Raw genomic sequence first — 16,763 nt, forward strand, 5'->3', positions numbered from 1 at the left:
GATGCGACGTTTCGGCATCGCGGGCGGACGAACGGGGCAAACGATGTTGCTGTTCAAAAAACGATTTCTGGAACTCATTCGTCAGGGCAAGAAAACGCAAACCATTCGGTTGTGGAAGCATTGCCGGATGCGGGCGGGACAGCGAAGCTACATTCCGGGCATCGGGTATATTCGCATCGATGCCGTCGATCCGATTTCCCCGACGGAGCTTACCGAAGAAGACGCCCGCCGTGACGGCTTTGAATCGCTGGCCGCTCTACGTGACGAACTGGAGCGGCTCTATTCGTCCGATGACGGGAAGAGCATGTTCCGCGTGCGATTCACGGTATTGCCGCCGGCGGAACAACAGCGTTTGCACGACGAGAAACAGCGTCGAAAAAAGATGGCGCAGTCGAAATAAGGCGACACCCCGGCTGTCGTGAGGGACGTAAGACCGGCGGTGTTTGCATCCCAGCGTGTCGCCCTCCGCACCGGCGACAGAAGCTGCGTGCCGAACGAGACGGGAATCGCGTCTTGCCCAGTTCTCCCAAACATCCAATCTTCATTCCCATCGTCGAATCGGTCGGCTCGCAACCGCCTCGTACAGCGTGCCATCGGAACCGCCGCGGCATGGAGGTTTTCCTGCGCCGGTGATTTCGCTGTTCGGATATCTCTCACCGTGGTCGTCGCTCGTTCGAGGCGTACCGCCTTTTTGTGCGCCCGACGCGCGGCCTTCCAAGTACAATGGCGCCCGGCGGTCGAGAATATCGTGTTCTCTTGCCCGGAGCCCTCCCGATGCGACGTCGCACATTTCTTGCGCTTGGTGGTGCCCTTGCGGCGAAGGCCTGGTGTCGTGCCGAGTCGATCCCCACACCCGACGCTTTCGACGCCGGTTCGCTCTTCGAGACCGACGATCCCAAAACGGCCGCGCTGGCCGAGCGCGTCATGCGCAAGTGTGTTCTGGAAAAGATCACACCGCCCACGCCGCCGCTGGCCCATCGTTGGATCGTCCCCGGCGGCCCCTATTACAAGGGGCAGTGGATCTGGGACACGATGTTCGTCGTCGATCTGCTGGCGCTCATCCCGGGCACCGAAGGCTTGATCCGCGAGATCTTCCAGAATTACTGGGACTTCCAAGACCGTTGGAACGCGACGGCCCCCTCGTACGCGAAAGACATGATCACCGTCGCCATCAAGACGGCTCCCCAGCCGGTCCGGCAATTCTCGCAAATCCCGATACTCGCTTGGGGCGTCGAGCGGGTGTTCCGCCGCAACGGGGACCGCGAATTGTTGCGGCAATGCTTGCCGCGCCTGGAGCGGTTTCACGAGTGGTTCTGGCGCGAGCGCGATCTGCATGGAAACGGGTTGCTCGTGCTTGGGGCCTATTCGGGCAAGGTCCAACATGCCCGCTGGGAAACCTACGACTACGCCTGCAACCTCGACGACCTGCATTTGACGGTCCATCCGTACCGTAAAGGACCCGACGAAGGCCCGTGGTACGGCGACATTTGCGTACCGGGCAACACGGCCTATCTGATCCTGGCCGAAAAGAGCCTCGCCCGACTGGCCGACATCGTCGGCGATGCCGACATGGCCTTGCGGCGTCGCGTGCGCGCCGAACGGGGGATCGCGGGGATGCGGCGGTACATGTGGGACGACGAGGCAGGCACGTTTCTTTCGGTACGGCGCGACACGCTCGAAAAGATCCGCGTTCCCGCGATCGGTAGCTGGATGGCCTTGCCGGCAGGCGTCCCCACCCAAGCGATGGCCGATCGGATGGCCGAAACGCTCGCTACGCCCGACTGGATGACGCCCCTACCGGTGCCGACCGTCGCCCGCAGCGACCCGCGGTGGCGATCGAACGCCTTCTGGCGAGGCGACGTGTGGCCGCCGACGAACTACCAAATCGCCTCCGGACTGGCCGCCTACGGACACCACGACCTGGCCGCCGTGATCGCCGACAAATCGGTGGCGAATGCGATCGCCCAAGGCATCAGCGAGCACTACGATTCGTTGACGGGCAAGCCCTTGGGCGTGCGCGATTACTGCATGGGCTGCACCCTGGTGACGATGATGCTCGACGGACTCACACGAGAACACCGACTCACGCTCCGCCGTCGATGACACCCCCCACTCGAGGGAGTTTCCTGCCCACCGGCCCCAGAAAGACCAAGCAAGAAAAGAAAGCGCCCGGCACAATGCCGGGCACATTTCGCAGGGCAGTGATCAAGGCGGAGGGCATGGGACTCGAACCCACAACCCCTTGCGGGGCACCTGATTTCGAGTCAGGCTGCTAACCAATTCGCGTACCCTCCCTTCCTCCCCGGATCGGGGCGGGAAAGGGACCGGCGCGAAGGCCGATTTGCACCTCTCCCTTACCCAATATATACACAATCTTCCGCAAAGGTGAAGACCTCCTACTCGAAAGATTCGACCGAAATCGGCCGTACGATTTCAACGTTTTCGGGCAAATTGTCTGTTCCCTAGACGGTGCTCTGAATCGGCGATTCCTCGGTCGCCCCGGCGATTTTCCAAACTCCCAACTCGAGGGAGTGCGGGTGAGGGAATCGCCTTTCACGCCGCCCGGGCGACGCACGCGGCTCCGGCTCCCCGCTGCCGAACTGCCTGGGATCACGTCCGCGACGGTCCGTCGGCCCCGATGCCGAGGCGCGAGCCGTCTCGTTTCCATGAAATCGTTTGGAGCGTATCTTTCCTCGCGCCGCCGGTTTTGCGAAGCGGAAGGACCCCTCGAAAAAAATAACCCCCCCGCTGTCCGCCGCATCTTGCGGCAGCCGTGAACCACACCTGCCGATTGCGAGGGTTCTGTGGTTCACAACAAACGGCCGTTTACAACGAGGCCGCCGACGCAACGGACGATATCGAGTGTGCGACGCGATTGTGACGGCCCTGTAGATGGTTCGCGATGTGTCGGCTACTCGGAACGTTCCTCGTGTGTTGAGGTCGAAAAAAGTTGTCCGCCTTCGATCGCAGCATGGCCGATCTTCACCACGGAAGCCGTCCATCGGACCGGTCTGCGATGCGGTGTTCGCCTTTTTGTGTGTTGCTCTACCTGCTGCATCGCCCTTCGTTTTCAGCGTCGTTTCGTTCCTTTGAGGTTAGCGCCGATGAAAAAACGACTCATTCGCGTGGTGACTCGCGATGTGGACGGAGAGCTCCGGATTCGGGATTACGACTCGCCGGAAGACTTGCTGAAGCGACACACCCAAGTGGGGGTCGACGATTGCAGCACCGACCTGGGCGTTCGAGGAATGCCTGTCTTCCGCGGTCTGATCGGGCCGATCCCCGAGGATGGAAGCGTCGTCCGTTACGAGTCGCCGGAAGTATTCGAGACGCTGACCAAGGAATGGTCCGCGCAACCGACGCGGCGTCGCTGTCGTTCCCGTCGTTCGAATCGCGAAAGCGCCCATTCTTGACGGCGGAGCCGCAACGCCCGCAGTGGGAGTCGCGCCGCAGTTCCCCTTGCGACCGCCGGAACTGCGGTGTTTTTTTGCGCGCGGCACAAGCGCCGCGTCAACCTTGTTTGAGCTTTTCGATCTGGGCCTGGATGTCGGCGATCTGCTTTTCGATCGCTTCGAGTTCGCGGGGATCGTCGTTTTGACGGCGCATGCCCGCGGCCTGTTGCTGGAGCTTCTGCAATCGCGTCCGCAAGGCGTCGATCTTCTTTTTAGTTTTCTTGTCCATGGTCGTCTCCTTCGATCGGGGCGTTCGCGGATGCGGCGTGTTTCTCTGCGAACCGTCGCGCGAACGCGAGGGCTTCTTCCTTGGTCGAGATTTCGCCGTCGAGTCGGGCCCGGCGGACGGCCGCCAACAGTTCGCCGAACAACGGTCCGGGGCGCATTCCGGCACGGATCAGATCTCCGCCGTCGAGCAAAGGCGGCGGGTCGAGCACTTCCCGCGGCAAACGGCGTTTTTCACGGCACCAGGCGACATCGTCGCACGACTCGCCGCGCACGCGACGAACGGCCTCGGCCAAGTCGAGCAGTTCGTCGGCCGCTTCGTTCGCCAGCACGGGCTGGACGGCCGACCACGGTTTCTCGGGTGCGCCCTCGATGCCGGGCAGATTCTCCAAGATGAAGACCGCCCGCGACGTCTGCGCGTTCGATAGTTTTCGCCGACGGCAAAACGATGCAAGTCGCTCGCCGTCGAGCTTCCCTCGACTCCAAGCGGCCAGACACAAGGGAAAACTCGGCCGATCGAGAGATTCCAGCACGGCGAGCGTTTCGTGCCACCAGGGATCGTCGGGCGAGGACGGCGTCAACTCGGCGGCGATGTGCGGCAACAGCCCCGTTGCGTAAAGCAGTTCAAGCCCCCGGCGCCGGTTCGGGTCGGTCAAGATCCGCTCCAACTCGGCGGTGATCCGTTCGGCGCTGACGACCGGCAACTGGTCGGCCATCTCGACGATTGCCCGGTAGGTGTTTTCTTCGATGGCGAAGTCGAACCGGGCGGCGAAGCGTACTGCCCGCACCAGCCGCAGCTTGTCTTCGGCAAATCGCTCGCGAGGATCGCCGATGGCGCGAATCACCCTTCGCTTCAGGTCTTCTTGTCCGCCGACGAAATCGAGTACCCGCTCGTCGACGGGATCGTAGAACAGGCCGTTGATGGTAAAATCGCGACGCTTGGCGTCTTCCTCGGCGTCGCAGTACTCGACGCCCGTAGGGCGACGTCCGTCGCGATATTCCTTGTCCCGCCGGAAGGTGGCGACTTCGACCTGGCCCGCGCCGGGCGGACCGAGGACCACGATCACGCCGAATGCCGCACCGACGGCGAACGTGCCCTCTTTGCGAAAAAGGCGCCGCACCTGTCGCGGACGGGCCGAGGTGGCGATGTCGTAGTCTTTCGGCGTGATGCCGAGCAACTGATCACGGACACAACCGCCCGCCCAATAGGCCTCGAATCCGGCTTCGCGCAAACGAGCGACCAGCGAGCGGGCGAACTCGCGTTGCTTCACCGGATCGATCGCATTGTTTTCCGCCGTTGCATCCATTCGTCGAGCTACCGCACATCGCCGCAAAAGCCGGAAACGTCGCTCCCGTCAGCCTACGGGATGACGCACCTCGCGACAACCGGGCCTCGCAATCTGCGGACATTCACCGAAATGCGGGCAACCGCCTGCCGAAGCGGCGAAAATTTTGTGTACCTCCTACGCTCGACGATTTACAGTAAAAGTGATCGCGTTTCCCTCCGCGCGAGATGTCTCCATACATTCGACAAAGGGAAAGATCGTGTCGCCGAGCCGACTTCTTTCATGGGTTCTTGCATCGCCGAACGCGGCCTGCTGCGCAGGGGTCCGCCGCTTGCCGTTGTCTCTGAAAGGGGCCTTCGTTTCGGCGCCGTTGGCGGTACTCATGGTTGCCGCGATCGCTGCGGGCGCATCGCCCGTCGAAACACTCCACGTGACGTTTTCCGCGGCCGAAGGGATCGGCCCCGAAAAAGGCGTCATGCGCCGCGATCCCAGCGACATCATTCGTGTGGGCGATCGGTATTACGTATGGTACTCGAAAGGCGACATCGCCCCCGGATACGACGCCACCGTCTGGTATGCAACCTCATCCGACGGCCACCGATGGACCGAGCAGGGCATGGCACTGGACAAGGGACCTTCCGGCGAGTGGGACGGCGCCAGTGTCTTCACGCCGAACATCCTGGTTGCCGAAGGCCGCTACTGGTTGTTTTACACGGGCACGTCACGACCGTACGGCCCGGGGTTCAATCCCGACTCGAAAATCGGCGTGGCCGTGTCGGACTCGCCCGACGGCCCTTGGGAACGCATCCCCGGCAACCCCGTGGTGCGCAACAGCGACGATCCCGACGATTTCGACAGTCACCTGGTAGACGACGCCTGCCTGATCGTCCGAGACGGAAAATACTGGCTGTATTACAAAGGCAGGCAATTGGGAAAGAGCCCCGGCGAAACCAAGATGGGCGTCGCGATCGCCGAGCATCCGCAAGGGCCGTATATCAAGTACGAAGGCAATCCCGTCGTGCCGGGAGGGCACGAAGTGCTCGTTTGGCCGCAGGGAAAGGGCGTTGCCGCCTTGATCGGTACGGTCGGCCCGCCGGCGATCACGCGGTCGATTCTGTACGCCGAAGACGGCCTCCATTTCACGAAGCGGTACCGCCTGGCCGAGGTTCCCTGGGCACCGGGTGCTTACCGGCCCGAGGCCTTCACCGACAGCGGCGAAGGCGAGTTGATCGAATGGGGTGTTCACATCGGCAGGCGCAAGGGCTTCCTGCCGTTCATCGAACGATTCGACCTGGTCGCCGGACTGTCCGACACGTCCCCCGAAAAGTGAAATGAACCATGAATCGAATGCCGTGTTTGCTGCTGGGAATCATGCTCTCCGCCGTTGTGGCAGGCGCGGCGCCTGCGCAAGCAGAAACGACCGCCGAGACGGCCGGTTTTCGCGTACCGGCAATGTGGGAATACAGTGCCCCCTTGATCTCACCCGAGCCGCGAGACAAGGAACCCAGCCATGCCCAGAAGGATCCCACCGTCGTGTACTACGGCGGCAAGTGGCACGTGTTCATGACCGTCAAGCTGCCTACCCGCTCGGCGATCGAGTACTGCGCGTTTGCGCGGTGGGAAGAAGCGAACGCCGCAAAGCGGACCTTGCTTACCGTGAGCGACGGCAATTACTTTTGCGCCCCGCAAGTGTTCTACTTTCGGCCCCACAAGCGATGGTATTTGATCTACCAAATGGGCGTGCCGGGGCAACGCAAGATGTGGGTCGCCTACTCGACGACCACGAACATCGACGACCCCACGTCGTGGACGAAGGCCCGGCCGATTCTTGACGGCGGCCCCGACGATCCGCGGACGGTCGGCGGGCTCGACTACTGGATCATCTGCGACGACCATCGGGCGTACCTGTTCTTCACCAGCCTCAACGGAAAGATGTGGCGGATGTGGACGACGCTGGAAGAGTTTCCTCGCGGGTTCCGCGATTGCCGCGTCGCCCTTGAAGCCGAGATCTTCGAAGCGAGTCACACTTACCGGCTCGACGGCCTCGACAAGTACCTGACGATCGTCGAAGAAAACGGCAAGCGATACTACAAGGCGTATCTGGCCGACCGGTTGGACGGTCCCTGGACGCCCGTCGCCGACACTGCCGATCGTCCCTTCGCCGGTTGGAAGAATATTCGCCCGGCCGAAGGTGTCGAACCGTGGACCGACAACGTCAGTCACGGCGAATTGTTGCGCGCCGGGTACGACGAAACCTTGACCGTCGATCCGCAGCATCTGCGGTTCCTGTTCCAAGGGATGCTCGAAAAAGACAAGCGAGGGAAATCGTACGGGGCGTTCACCTGGCGATTGGGGCTGTTGACGCCGGTCGAGTCGCCCTGACGCGGAAGACCCACCGGCAGAAAAGGTGGCCTCGTTCCCGCCCGGCGGGTAGAATAACCCGTTGACCCTTGGCCCATTTTTTGGAGATCCTTACATGCGACGTGTCGTTGCCTTGTTTGTGTTGATGGTGTTCGGAATCGGCTTCTGTGCGATCGGTTGTGAGCCTGCCGCGGGAACCGGCAACGCCGGAACGACCGGTGTCTCGGTGGTCGGCGGCACGCCGCCGTGCTGCGCCGGCGAAAGCGAAAAGAACGACAGTGTCGCCACCGAACACGATGCCGACGAAGCCGCTGCCGCCGAGGCAGCCGACGAATCGACCGAAACACCTGCCGCACCTTCGGCGGATGAGTCGGCGGAACAACCGGCCGAAGAGAACGCCGAGTGACGTAACGGCAAGCACGGCGGCCGATCGCAAACGGCGGACGGTGACGGCGAATCGGCGGGGTGATTGCGATGCGTGTGGCGCGTTTACTCGTGGTGTCGATGTTGACGGCCGTGCTCGTGTCGGCGACGGGATGTCCGGCACCTTCGTCGAACGTCGGGTCACAATCGCCGGGAACGACCTCGGCGGTACCCGATTCGACGGCGACGGAACACGCGGCCGATTCCGTGACCGGCTCATCGGGAGCGATACCAATGTCGATCCGACTGACCAGTTCGGCATTCGAGGACGGGCAACCGATCCCCACGAAGTACACCGGCGAAGGCGAAGACGTCTCGCCGCCCCTGTCGTGGTCGAACGTACCCGAAGGAACGAAGGAACTCGCGATCATCTGCGACGATCCCGACGCACCTTCGAAGGAACCGTGGGTGCACTGGGTGATCTACAAGTTGCCGCCCGACTTGACCGCCCTGCCGGAAGGCGTCCCGCCGTCGTTGCGGTTGAACGATCCGCCCGGGGCGGTGCAGGGGCGCAATTCGTGGCCCAGCGGTCGGACGATCGGCTATCGCGGACCGATGCCGCCGCCGGGGCACGGTCCTCACCGCTACTTCTTCCGCATCTACGCGCTGGATGTGAAGCTCGTCACCGAACCCGGCGCCGACAAGGCCACCCTGCTGAAAGACATGCAGGGGCACATCCTGGCCCAAGGGCAACTCGTGGGCGTGTACGAGCGAAAGTAACCAGGATTCCCTTTGTAGCGCGTGCGGCAAGTATTTCTTTGGTCGACAGCCTCATGGTGCGGGCGAGATGAGCGAAGATCTCGGACATAGCCTCGAAGAGCAATTGCTTCGGTATATCCCGAAAGACGGCTCTCCTATCGGTAACACCGAAATACGGCGCAGGTTGGCTGCACGAGGCTGGACTGATGAAATGTATTGGCGTGTGCGAGAACGATTGCTCGATCGTGGCATTATTGAACGTGGAAGAGGCCGAGGTGGTAGTGTTCGGCTGGTGGTCCTGGACGAACAAGAGGAAGACGAGCCTGATAGTAGTCCAGTGATTCCCGAAGAGCGTTTACTTTACGAGCCCATGAAAAACGTTATCGCCAACGAGTGGGCGCGAGATAAGGGAATCAAAACCTGCTACACCTGGATTACCGCATCGCAGGGGCGAAGGGAAACCGGAGGCCGTTGGTCGCGACCAGATATCACCATGGTGGCTCGCCGAAAATATCCGTATTACCCGTTAGTGGTGTACGATGTGATCACTTTCGAAATCAAACAGGTAAATAATTTTGACCTAACGGCAATCTATGAAGCGCTTGCACATCGGCGACTGGGCAATCACGCATACCTTATCGTGCATGTTCCGTCCTGCATGCGGGAAACTATTAACGACATTCTTGAAATCGTTTCTCTCGAAGCTCGACGACACGGCATCGGTTTTATCGTCGCAGAGGATCCTCGAGACTTTGAAACATGGGAAGAGGTCGTGGAGTCTGAGAGACGCGATGGTGATCCCAAGGCTATTTGTGATTTTCTCAAGATCCAGGCGCACGCGGACCCCGTAACCGCAGATCAGATTCAGGACGTATTTTCGTGATCTGAAGGTTACCGACAGCTGCAACAAGACAGATTGGCGTATCGTGCCCGATCGCCGCCGTCATCGCGGACCGCATCCTGAAGATGCGACGTTGTTTACCGCCGAGGCGATTCCTCGACTGCGGTCGGCGGCCGTCGATTTCTGTTACCTGCTCGATCGCGGCTACGCCGAACCTTCCGCCCTCAAGTTGGTCGGCGATCGCTATTCGCTGCGGGCAAGACAACGCACGGCCCTCGCCCGCGCATGCTGTTCGCGCGAGGCCGTCGCCGATCGCACCGGACGGATGCTCGATCCGGAATCGCTCGCCGGCCGCGAACTGTGGATCGACGGCTACAACCTGCTCACGACGATCGAAGCGGCGTTGGCCGGCGGTGTGTTGCTCGTCGGACGCGACGGCGCATTGCGCGACCTGGCTTCCGTTCACGGGTCGTATCGCAAAGTGGCCGAAACAGAACCGGCCCTCCGGTGCATCGCCGATCATCTCGGCAAATTGCAACCGGATCGAGTCGTCTGGCTGCTCGATCGCCCCGTATCGAACAGCGGACGCCTCGCCGCGTTGATGCGCCGGCTGGCCAGCGACACCGCGCAACCGTGGGACATCCGACTGGAAGACAGTCCGGACCGCATTCTGCGTGCTTCGCACCATGCGATCGTCACCGCCGACGGCGGCATTCTCGATTTCCCGGTACGTTGGTTGAACCTTGCTCGTCGAATCGCCGAAAGCCTTCCCGGAGCCTGGATCGTCGATTTCTTTTCGACGTGCAATTCCGACCGGTGAATCACGCAGCGGAACGTTTCCGACCGGACAAAGAACCACCCTGATCGGTAAGCGGCATATCCCCCGACGGAGATTCCGGTAACCGTGAGATCCTTCGACGTGTACCGGGCAACGGGGTTGTTGTCTTTTTATGGACGCAGCCGTGTTCGTTCGTACCCACCGGTTCGACCATGCCTTCAGACCTTACCCAATCGCATTCTCGAACGAGCAGCCGTCGTCGATTCTTGCAATGGAGCCTCGCCGGCGGATTGGCCTACGGCGCGACGACGCTGCCGCACAAAAGCTACGGCGCACCCTCGCACTCCGAAATACCCTCACGGCCTTTCGGCAAGCATGGCCCCTCCCTGCCGATCTTGGGATTCGGCGGTGCGGCGTTGGTCACACGCTGGGGAAGCCCTCTTTCGATCGCGCAGCGGGTGGAGCTCGTCCGCTACGCCTTCGAACACGGCATCCGCTATTTCGACACGGCGGGCAATTACGGCGAAAGCCAGGCGATCCTGGGCGAGGCGCTTCGTGACGTCCGCAACGAGGTCTACCTGGTCACCAAAGTCGAAACGGCCGATCCGGCGAAGGTTCAAGCGGCCGTCGAATCGTCGCTGGCTCAGTTGCAAACCGACTATCTCGACGGCTTGCTCTTGCACGGCACGCCGGGCCTCGAACAGATGACCGTCGCCCAGGCGTTTGCCGTGCGTGATGCGTTGTTCAAGTTGCGCGACGAAGGCATCACCCGCTCGGTCGGATTCTCGGCGCACGGCTACTTCGACAAGGCGGCCGCTTTGATCGATGCCGGCGGGTTCGATCACTGCCTGCTGTCGTACGGCTACCTCGCACGCGGCCACGACAAGCTGCTCTCACAGCGCATGATCACATGGCGCAATGCGTGTGTTGCGAAAGCGCATCGCAAGGGGATGGGAATTGCCGCGATGAAGGTCATGGCGGCCGGTGTGTTCGGGCCGTGGGCCCCCTACCTGGCTTCCGATTGGGATCGCGATCGGTTGAACCGCTTGCCGGGCGCCGCGATCCGCTACGTGTTGAACGATCCGCGTGTCGACATCGTGCTGATCGGGATGCGGACGAAGGCCGACGTCGATGCGAACATCGCGGTCGTCTCCGGTGATCTCCGCTACACCGAAGACGATCGTGGCCTGCTGGCCGAATTCTGTGCCCGCGCGTTTGAAAACGACGTCATCAAGAACATGAAAATCGAACCGTAGGAGTCTTGCGATGCGGCGTGATCTTCGATCCATCGGATTGGCGGGCGGCCTGGTTGCCGCGGTTACCCTTGTCGGGGTTGTTGCGGCCGCCGAGTCTGCCGCGCAAGTCGATATTTTTGCGGCGGCCACCGCAGGCGACCTCGCCGCCATCCGCGCGTACCTGGCCTCCGGCGGCGATCTCGACGTGAAGCAGCCGGAATCGGGCATCACACCGTTGATGACGGCCGCTCTCCACGGACACACCGAAGCGGTCACGCTGTTGCTCGAGCGGGGCGCCGATCCGAACTTGCCGTCGGGCGATGGTTCCACACCGCTGCACGCCGCCGCCTTCTTCTGCCGTGCCGATATCGTCACCCTGTTGCTCGACCACGGCGCCGACATCAATCGCCGCAACGCCCGATCCGAAACACCGCTCGATACCGTGGCCGGCCCCTGGAGCGACCGATTGGCAGGCGTGTACAAGACCCTTTCGACGGCGCTCGGGGTGAACATCGATTTCGATGCCGTGCGCAAGGCCCGTCCGGCAGTCGCCGCTTTATTACGGCGGCGCGGAGCCAAACCGGGCCGCATCCCGATTCGGCCCGTCGGTTATCGCGGGGCCTACTTCCTCAACGGCGAAATCTACGTGAACGAATTCGGCACGCCGGAAGAAAAACCGATCACCACCGGCCACTGGGACTTCAAGCCGTCGTGGTCGAAAGACGACCGGCTCGTGTTCTTTCGGCGATTGAAGAACGATCCGAAGGTGACCAACTGGGTCACGCAAATTCACATCGTCAAAATCGACGGCTCGGGATTGCATCCCATCAGTGACGGCAAACACACCGATTTCAACCCGACCTGGACGCGCGACGGCACGAACACGCCGATTTGGAATCGGCGGCATCCGGACCGCGTCAGCTTCTACGTGATGACGAACGACGCCGACGGCAAGCCGGGCGAAGAACGTCCGCTGACCGACATGCGCTATCACACGTGGGCGTATTCGTGCTTGAAAGACGGTCGCATCCTCGTGCAGTCGGCCCATCCGACGCTCGGATGGGGATACTACCTGATGACGCCGAATCCGAACGGTGAACCGACGTTCGAGCGGATCGCCTGTGATCTTGCGACCCGCGGCATTCTCGATCGGGTAAGCATCTCGCCCGACGAAACGAAAGTGTGCTTCGAATATCAAAAGGGCTTCAAGCACGATATGATCGGTCGCACGCTGTACGTGGCCGATTTCAATCCCGTCGAACGGACGATCACCAATGCCGAGCCGTTTGCCAACGCCGAGGGCGCCCGCCGCTGGTTCGCCTATCCGCGCTGGACGCCCGACGGAAAGGCGATCGTTTACCACGCCAGCCCTTCGCTGTACATGTACTTCTTGGAAGACGGTTCCACGGTTCAGGTATCGACGGGTCAGGGAGATTACCGCTATCCCCACTGCGAACGGACGCCCAAGTAACCGGTGCCCCTGCGCCCGTTTGTGAAGCCCCTCGTCCGCTTCACACGGCGGCGATCATGCAAATCGTCGCGAAAGACTTGATCGCACGGTCGCGAGACGTTCCAATCGTTTCGGGTCGACCGTGACCGATCTTCGGCGCTATTGCGCGGCATCTTCCTTTCCGCGGGGGACGCCTGTATGAACCGACCGCCCGAACCGAACAACCGACGTCCCCTCAAGATCGTATTGTTCTTGGTCCTCGGTGTGCCTTTTCTGCTGGTGTTCTTTTCGCTGGGCGTGGGGATGATGTGGGTCGGTGCCGACATCATTCGGACCGAGCGTACCGATGTGCGACCTTATCGCATGCCGTGGCCTCACAACCAAAACAAGATTCATTTCCGCGGCAAATCGGCGGCGGTGCTCGGGGCCAGCGGGATCGCCGTCGGGCTTTTGTTCTGTGTCGAAACACTGTTGCAAGGAACGTCGATCGTCGTCAACGAGCTCTTGCCGGGCGGAACTCCCGACCGCGCGGCCCGGTTTCGCAAGATTTCCAACCGCGCCCGAATTGCCACGGCAATCGTCTGCGGAATATGCTGGGTTCTGTCGCTGATTCTCTATGCTTTGCGCATATGACCGGCGGGCGCGCTGGGGAACCGGCACGCGGCGAAAATTGCATTTCTCCCGTCCGCGACGAAAAATAGTTTGGTCGGTTCCCCTTCCGTATTGTATGATAACGGTCGATGCCCCCAAGCCGCTTGCGCCGCGCGGTGCCCGGATGATCGGTCGCGGCTTGCGGCGTCGCCGGAACGCCAGGAAGAGGTCTTCACTCATGAGCATTCCCGCCTGCGCCCTCTTGCGTCGGACGGCGTTTGTCGTGTGCGCCGTCGTGTGGCTGGTCCTGCCTTCGTCGGCATTTGGCGAAGAAGCCGAAGCGGTTCGGCAATACAACGCCGCCGTCCAGTTGCAAAACGTCGGTTCGTACGACCTGGCCGCCGAAGCCTGGGAAGGCTTTCTCAAGGCATTCCCCGACGACGAGCGCGCCGGTCCCGCCAATTACTATCTGGGCGTGTGCCGCTACCAGCAAAAGCAGTTCGACCGCGCCGCCGAAGCCTTCCGTCGTGCGGCGAAGGACTTTCCGAACCTGAAGCCCGAGTTGCGGGAACCGTCGCTTTTGTACTACGGCATCACGCTCTACGAATCGGCACGCGCGGCCGAGGATGCGAAGAAGTTTGCCCAGTGTGCCGACATCTTTACCGAGTTTCTCAAAACCTATCCGCAAAGCAAACTGAGCGCGCAGGCGGTATTCTACCGGGCCGAAAGTCTGTACATGGCCGGCCGCAAGGACGAAGCCGCGGCCGCGTACCGCGACTTCCTCGCCCGCTATCCCGACGACGTTCTCGCGCCCGAGGTCCTTTACGCGCTGGGAGTGTGTGAAGAAGAGCGAAACCAACCGGCCGAGGCGCAAAAACTCTACGCGCAGTTCTTGGCGAACTACGACGATCATCCGCTCCGCGCCGAAGTGGCGTTGCGCCAGGGCGAGGTTCTCTTCGCGGCGGGCAAGTACGCCGAGGCCGCCGACGCCTTCGCCGATGTGGCCGCCGATCCGCAAAACGCCGGCGCCGTCGATGCCCGCATTCGCCAGGCCGACTGCCTGTTGCAGTTGAAACGCTACGCCGAAGCCGCGGCGATGTACGCGGCAAGCGTGTCGGCCGGAGGTGAAATCGGCCAGAAGGCCGCCTTGGCGGCAGGTCGCTGCTACTACCTGGCAGGCGAATACGACAAGGCGATCGCCTTGTTACGACGGGCGGCGTCGCTGCCTGCCCAACAGTCCGAATGCGCCCACTGGATCGCCCGCTGTCTGCTCAAGAAAGGTGAAACCGCCGCCGCACTGAAAGAAATCGAACAGGCCTTGCGCGATGCATCCGGCGAATGGAAGGCCCGCCTCTTGCTCGATCGCGGCGACGTCCTCTACGCCGATGCGAAAACCCGCTCGCAGGCACCGGCGGTCTATCTCGAAGCGGCGACGGCCTTCGGCGACGACGACGCGGCAGGCGAGGCATTGTACGCGGCCGCCTATGCCGCGTTGGAATCGGGCGACGTGAAAAACGCGCGCAGCTACGCAGCCGACTTCCTGAAACGGTTTCCGAAACACGCCCTGTTACCCGACGTGCTCCACATCGAGGCCGAGTGCCTGCTGTTGGACAAAAACTACGACGAAGCCGCGCGGCGATATTCTCAATTGATCCAAGACTACGGCACGCATGCCGACGTTCTATTGTGGCACACGCGGCTGGCGACCGCCCTGAGCCTGGCGGGCAAACACCAAGAGGTCGTCACTCTGTTGACGCCGCTGGTCGAGAAGACGACCGATCCGACCCGCAAGGCCGAAATGCAACTGTTGATCGGCGCGGCACAACTCGAACTGGGCAATCTCGCCGAAGCCGCCAAGGCCCTGGAAGCATCGACGACGGTCCAGCCCAAGGGTCCGCACGCCGATCGAGCGTTGCTCTTGGCCGCCGCCGTTTACAAGCAGCAGAACGATCCGGCAAAGGCGGCCCAAACCGTCCGCCGATTGCTCGCCGACTTCCCGCAAAGTCCGCTCAAAGACCAGGCCCTGCTGCGACTGGCGGAATACGCTTATGCCGCAGGCGACACGGCCGCTGCCGAGGCCGCTTATCGGCAGTTGATCCGCGACCTCCCGGACAGTCCCTTACGTCCGCAAGCGGCCTACCAATTGGCGTGCTTGTTACTCAACGACGACAAGACCGACGAAGCCGAAACGCTGTTGGCCGAGTTCCTCGAACAGTACGGGAACACGCCGCTTGCCGACAAGGCCCGTCTCGTTCGTGGAATCGCCCGTCAAAAACGCAAGGACTATGCCGGTGCGATCGACGACCTGCAAAAGGCCCTTTCCGGCGAGCTTACGCCCCAAGAACAGGCAAGCGCCCGCTACGCCTTTGCGCTGGCCTTGATCGGCCAAAAAGACTACACGCAGGCCGTCGCGGCGTTGACGGCGCTCCTTGAAAACCCCGGTGACGAAGCGAACACCGACGAAGTCCTATACCAGCTCGCCTGGGCGTACAAGTTGGCCGGTCAAGACAAGCAGGCGGTCGACACCTTCCGCCGCCTGGCCGCCGACCACCCCCAAAGTACGCACGCGGCCGAAGCTCATTATCACCTGGGCGAAGCGTTGTACGCGCAGGGCGACTACGGCAAAGCGGCCGTCGAGTACTACACGGCCATGAAACAAGCGAAGGATGCCGACTTGGGTGAGAAGGCATCCCATCGACTCGGTTGGGCTTACTTCAAGGCCGAACAGTTCGACAAGGCGCAACAAACGTTCGCCTACCAGCGGGCGACCTATCCGAAGGGACCGTTGGCCGTCGACGGCGCCTTCATGGAGGCCGAAAGCCTGTTCAAGCTCGGCAAGTTCGCCGAAGCATCGGCGATCTACCGCAACCTGCCGCCCCTGACCGACGAGAACTTCGAAATCCTGCGGTTACTGCACGCCGGTCAGGCGGCCGGACGCACCGGCGACTGGCAAACCGCGGTTTCTCTGCTGAGCGAGTGCGAAAAGCGTTTTCCGCAGGCGCCCGAGCTTCCTGAAGTCCTCTATGAACTCGGCTTCGCCTATCAAAACCTGGGCAAGACGAACGAGGCCGAGGCCTTGTACGCTCGCGTGATTCAAGCGGCCGACGACGAAACCGGCGCCCGCGCGCAGTTCATGATCGGCGAGTTGCAATTCGCCCGCAAAGACTACGCCGAAGCCGTCAAGAGCTTCTTCAAAGTGGCCTACGGCTACGTCGCTCCGCAATGGCAGGCCGATGCCACCTTCGAGGCCGCGCGTTGCTTCGAGCTGCTGAAAAAGCCCCAACAAGCGGCCAAGCTGTACCGTGAACTAATCGAAAAGTACCCGCAAAGCAACAAAGTGAACGACGCGAAGGCGAAGCTCGAAGCGTTGGGAGGTTGACGGGCGGATGTCGGCCTTCGATTCGAGCCGAACCGCAAGTGAG

15 protein-coding genes and 1 tRNA gene are annotated in these 16,763 nt (G+C 61.9%); 13 read left to right on the plus strand and 3 right to left on the minus strand.

The features are described 5' to 3' along the window. Nucleotides 1-43: 43 nt before the first annotated feature. Both ACYQ2I_RS00765 and ACYQ2I_RS00770 read left to right on the plus strand, forming a co-directional pair. The gene (locus ACYQ2I_RS00765; protein WP_460165073.1) at nucleotides 44-400 is read left to right on the plus strand and encodes an ASCH domain-containing protein; all 357 of its coding nucleotides are present in this window, start codon (nucleotides 44-46) and stop codon (nucleotides 398-400) included. Nucleotides 401-774: 374 nt separating this feature from the next. Continuing rightward, on the plus strand, nucleotides 775-2,103 hold the full coding sequence (locus ACYQ2I_RS00770; RefSeq protein ID WP_460165074.1) for an amylo-alpha-1,6-glucosidase: 1,329 nt from the start codon (nucleotides 775-777) through the stop codon (nucleotides 2,101-2,103). Nucleotides 2,104-2,211: 108 nt separating this feature from the next. On the opposite strand, the gene ACYQ2I_RS00775 is transcribed toward ACYQ2I_RS00770, so the two are convergent. Beyond that, nucleotides 2,212-2,294 (minus strand) — tRNA-Ser (locus ACYQ2I_RS00775). Nucleotides 2,295-3,104: 810 nt separating this feature from the next. Here ACYQ2I_RS00775 and ACYQ2I_RS00780 point away from each other — a divergent pair. Beyond that, complete coding sequence (locus tag ACYQ2I_RS00780; RefSeq protein WP_460165075.1) at nucleotides 3,105-3,413, plus strand: hypothetical protein; 309 nt, start codon at nucleotides 3,105-3,107, stop codon at nucleotides 3,411-3,413. Between the two features lie 97 nt (nucleotides 3,414-3,510). On the opposite strand, the gene ACYQ2I_RS00785 is transcribed toward ACYQ2I_RS00780, so the two are convergent. Beyond that, entirely contained in the window at nucleotides 3,511-3,681 is a 171-nt protein-coding gene (locus tag ACYQ2I_RS00785) for a hypothetical protein (protein ID WP_460165076.1), read from the minus strand. Continuing rightward, nucleotides 3,665-4,984: a CCA tRNA nucleotidyltransferase gene (locus ACYQ2I_RS00790; RefSeq protein WP_460165077.1), complete on the minus strand. Its 1,320-nt coding sequence runs from the start codon at nucleotides 4,982-4,984 to the stop codon at nucleotides 3,665-3,667. The genes ACYQ2I_RS00785 and ACYQ2I_RS00790 overlap by 17 nt, the downstream gene beginning before the upstream one ends. 361 nt (nucleotides 4,985-5,345) lie before the next feature. On the opposite strand from ACYQ2I_RS00790, the gene ACYQ2I_RS00795 reads away from it, so the two are divergent. The 10 genes from ACYQ2I_RS00795 to ACYQ2I_RS00840 all read left to right on the plus strand — a co-directional run bounded on the left by ACYQ2I_RS00795 (nucleotide 5,346) and on the right by ACYQ2I_RS00840 (nucleotide 16,720). Then, entirely contained in the window at nucleotides 5,346-6,293 is a 948-nt protein-coding gene (locus tag ACYQ2I_RS00795) for a family 43 glycosylhydrolase (protein WP_460168389.1), read from the plus strand. Between the two features lie 8 nt (nucleotides 6,294-6,301). After that, a complete protein-coding gene (locus tag ACYQ2I_RS00800) occupies nucleotides 6,302-7,345 on the plus strand; it encodes a glycoside hydrolase family 62 protein (protein ID WP_460165078.1) in 1,044 nt (347 codons plus the stop codon). Between the two features lie 94 nt (nucleotides 7,346-7,439). Next, on the plus strand, nucleotides 7,440-7,730 hold the full coding sequence (locus tag ACYQ2I_RS00805) for a hypothetical protein (protein ID WP_460165079.1): 291 nt from the start codon (nucleotides 7,440-7,442) through the stop codon (nucleotides 7,728-7,730). Nucleotides 7,731-7,798: 68 nt separating this feature from the next. Continuing rightward, nucleotides 7,799-8,467 carry a YbhB/YbcL family Raf kinase inhibitor-like protein gene (locus tag ACYQ2I_RS00810; protein ID WP_460165080.1) on the plus strand — a complete coding sequence of 223 codons (669 nt, stop codon included), beginning with the start codon at nucleotides 7,799-7,801 and terminating at the stop codon, nucleotides 8,465-8,467. A gap of 67 nt (nucleotides 8,468-8,534) precedes the next feature. Further along, nucleotides 8,535-9,329, plus strand: coding sequence for a hypothetical protein (locus ACYQ2I_RS00815; RefSeq protein WP_460165081.1), 795 nt, complete (start codon nucleotides 8,535-8,537; stop codon nucleotides 9,327-9,329). Between the two features lie 43 nt (nucleotides 9,330-9,372). Further along, on the plus strand, nucleotides 9,373-10,107 hold the full coding sequence (locus ACYQ2I_RS00820) for a DUF434 domain-containing protein (RefSeq protein ID WP_460165082.1): 735 nt from the start codon (nucleotides 9,373-9,375) through the stop codon (nucleotides 10,105-10,107). Between the two features lie 170 nt (nucleotides 10,108-10,277). Then, nucleotides 10,278-11,321 (plus strand): aldo/keto reductase, encoded by a 1,044-nt coding sequence (locus ACYQ2I_RS00825; RefSeq protein ID WP_460165083.1) that lies wholly within the window; start codon nucleotides 10,278-10,280, stop codon nucleotides 11,319-11,321. A 10-nt stretch (nucleotides 11,322-11,331) separates the two neighbouring features. Further along, on the plus strand, nucleotides 11,332-12,771 hold the full coding sequence (locus ACYQ2I_RS00830; RefSeq protein ID WP_460165084.1) for an ankyrin repeat domain-containing protein: 1,440 nt from the start codon (nucleotides 11,332-11,334) through the stop codon (nucleotides 12,769-12,771). Between the two features lie 177 nt (nucleotides 12,772-12,948). Continuing rightward, a complete protein-coding gene (locus tag ACYQ2I_RS00835; RefSeq protein ID WP_460165085.1) occupies nucleotides 12,949-13,383 on the plus strand; it encodes a hypothetical protein in 435 nt (144 codons plus the stop codon). Nucleotides 13,384-13,579: 196 nt separating this feature from the next. Then, nucleotides 13,580-16,720: a tetratricopeptide repeat protein gene (locus ACYQ2I_RS00840; RefSeq protein WP_460165086.1), complete on the plus strand. Its 3,141-nt coding sequence runs from the start codon at nucleotides 13,580-13,582 to the stop codon at nucleotides 16,718-16,720. The last annotated feature ends 43 nt before the right edge of the window (nucleotides 16,721-16,763 follow it).

The sequence above is a fragment of the Thermostilla marina genome, assembly GCF_054657455.1.

What these genes read in the sequence shown, in the direction of transcription:
- ACYQ2I_RS00765 (WP_460165073.1), top strand. Translation starts at nt 44, where the DNA reads ATGTTGCTGTTCAAAAAACGATTTCTGGAACTCATTCGTCAGGGCAAG.
- ACYQ2I_RS00770 (WP_460165074.1), top strand. Translation starts at nt 775, where the DNA reads ATGCGACGTCGCACATTTCTTGCGCTTGGTGGTGCCCTTGCGGCGAAG.
- ACYQ2I_RS00780 (WP_460165075.1), top strand. Translation starts at nt 3,105, where the DNA reads ATGAAAAAACGACTCATTCGCGTGGTGACTCGCGATGTGGACGGAGAG.
- ACYQ2I_RS00785 (WP_460165076.1), bottom strand. Translation starts at nt 3,681, where the DNA reads ATGGACAAGAAAACTAAAAAGAAGATCGACGCCTTGCGGACGCGATTG.
- ACYQ2I_RS00790 (WP_460165077.1), bottom strand. Translation starts at nt 4,984, where the DNA reads ATGGATGCAACGGCGGAAAACAATGCGATCGATCCGGTGAAGCAACGC.
- ACYQ2I_RS00795 (WP_460168389.1), top strand. Translation starts at nt 5,346, where the DNA reads ATGGTTGCCGCGATCGCTGCGGGCGCATCGCCCGTCGAAACACTCCAC.
- ACYQ2I_RS00800 (WP_460165078.1), top strand. Translation starts at nt 6,302, where the DNA reads ATGAATCGAATGCCGTGTTTGCTGCTGGGAATCATGCTCTCCGCCGTT.
- ACYQ2I_RS00805 (WP_460165079.1), top strand. Translation starts at nt 7,440, where the DNA reads ATGCGACGTGTCGTTGCCTTGTTTGTGTTGATGGTGTTCGGAATCGGC.
- ACYQ2I_RS00810 (WP_460165080.1), top strand. Translation starts at nt 7,799, where the DNA reads ATGCGTGTGGCGCGTTTACTCGTGGTGTCGATGTTGACGGCCGTGCTC.
- ACYQ2I_RS00815 (WP_460165081.1), top strand. Translation starts at nt 8,535, where the DNA reads ATGAGCGAAGATCTCGGACATAGCCTCGAAGAGCAATTGCTTCGGTAT.
- ACYQ2I_RS00825 (WP_460165083.1), top strand. Translation starts at nt 10,278, where the DNA reads ATGCCTTCAGACCTTACCCAATCGCATTCTCGAACGAGCAGCCGTCGT.
- ACYQ2I_RS00830 (WP_460165084.1), top strand. Translation starts at nt 11,332, where the DNA reads ATGCGGCGTGATCTTCGATCCATCGGATTGGCGGGCGGCCTGGTTGCC.
- ACYQ2I_RS00835 (WP_460165085.1), top strand. Translation starts at nt 12,949, where the DNA reads ATGAACCGACCGCCCGAACCGAACAACCGACGTCCCCTCAAGATCGTA.
- ACYQ2I_RS00840 (WP_460165086.1), top strand. Translation starts at nt 13,580, where the DNA reads ATGAGCATTCCCGCCTGCGCCCTCTTGCGTCGGACGGCGTTTGTCGTG.